Here is a 973-nt window from a genome sequence, read left to right as displayed (position 1 = left end):
GAACTAATGAGATCGTTGTCTCTGAGATATGATCAACCGCACATCTCTGTATTGCATTGACAACATACTCCTTCGCCTTCTTGTTCGCTTCTTCTTTAGCTCTGGTTTCTAATTCCTTGACCATAACTGCTGTTTCATGCTTTACTTCATCTTCAACAGTCTTTAATAAGTATTCTTTTGCTTGTTCAGAGGTCAAACCTGAAATTCTTTCAAGTTCCTGTAAACGTTTCGCCTGTAACTCTTCAACCTTAGCCTTCTGCTTGTCCAGCGCGCTTTCCTTGTTAGCTAAACTAGCTTCCTTCTTCTCAACTGCCTCAGTCTTCTTATCAAGATTCTCTTCACGTGCAAGAATTCTCTTCTCCATACGTGAAAGTTCTCCACGTCTGTCCTTTACTTCCTTTTCAAGGTCATTACGTGTCTTAAGGGAATCTTCCTTTGCCTCAAGCAGTATCTCGCGCTTCTTAGCCTCGGCGGTCTTCTGAGCTTCGTCAATAATCTCTCTTGCCTGTGACTCTGCTCTTCCTATCTTGGTCTCTACTATGTTCTTGCGATATGCAATAGCGATAAACCATGTAGCAACAAGCAGTGCAACTACAACAACAGCGATTATTCCCCATACTATTGGTGAATTCACAGGAGCACCTCCTTATTAAGTTTTCATTGTACAAGAATACAACTATTTAAGTTTAATATTTTTAAGATGTTATGTCAAGTAATATCAGAGACAATATTTCGTATACACTCAGAAACCTTGCGCCTGTCAAAGCCCTTGCTGTACATGTATGCATAGACTTTATCACGCTTTTCAGTCAGTTCTTCCACGGTGTATTTTTTTTGTAAAAATATGTGTTATCCTGTCGATTTCGTCTGATATGTCTGAGTCTTCCACAGCCAGATCGATAATATCCTGGCCTATATGCTTTGCCTGCAATTCAAATCGTATGACACGAATGCCTTTTTAGCGGAGTTTCTG

Annotated in this window: 1 protein-coding gene; it reads right to left on the bottom strand. The window is 40.2% G+C overall.

Annotation, left to right across the window (positions count from 1 at the left end; genetic code table 11):
* Positions 1 to 634: Rnase Y domain-containing protein (locus CCU_RS12185; RefSeq protein ID WP_208896232.1), on the bottom strand; the 634-nt coding region annotated here is incomplete at its 3' end.
* Positions 635 to 973 lie beyond the last annotated feature (339 nt).

The organism is Coprococcus sp. ART55/1 (assembly GCF_000210595.1).
Lineage (GTDB): Bacteria > Bacillota > Clostridia > Lachnospirales > Lachnospiraceae > Coprococcus > Coprococcus aceti.
The sequence above is the reverse complement of the archived record's forward strand: the minus strand, read 5'-3'. Positions and strand labels throughout refer to the sequence as shown.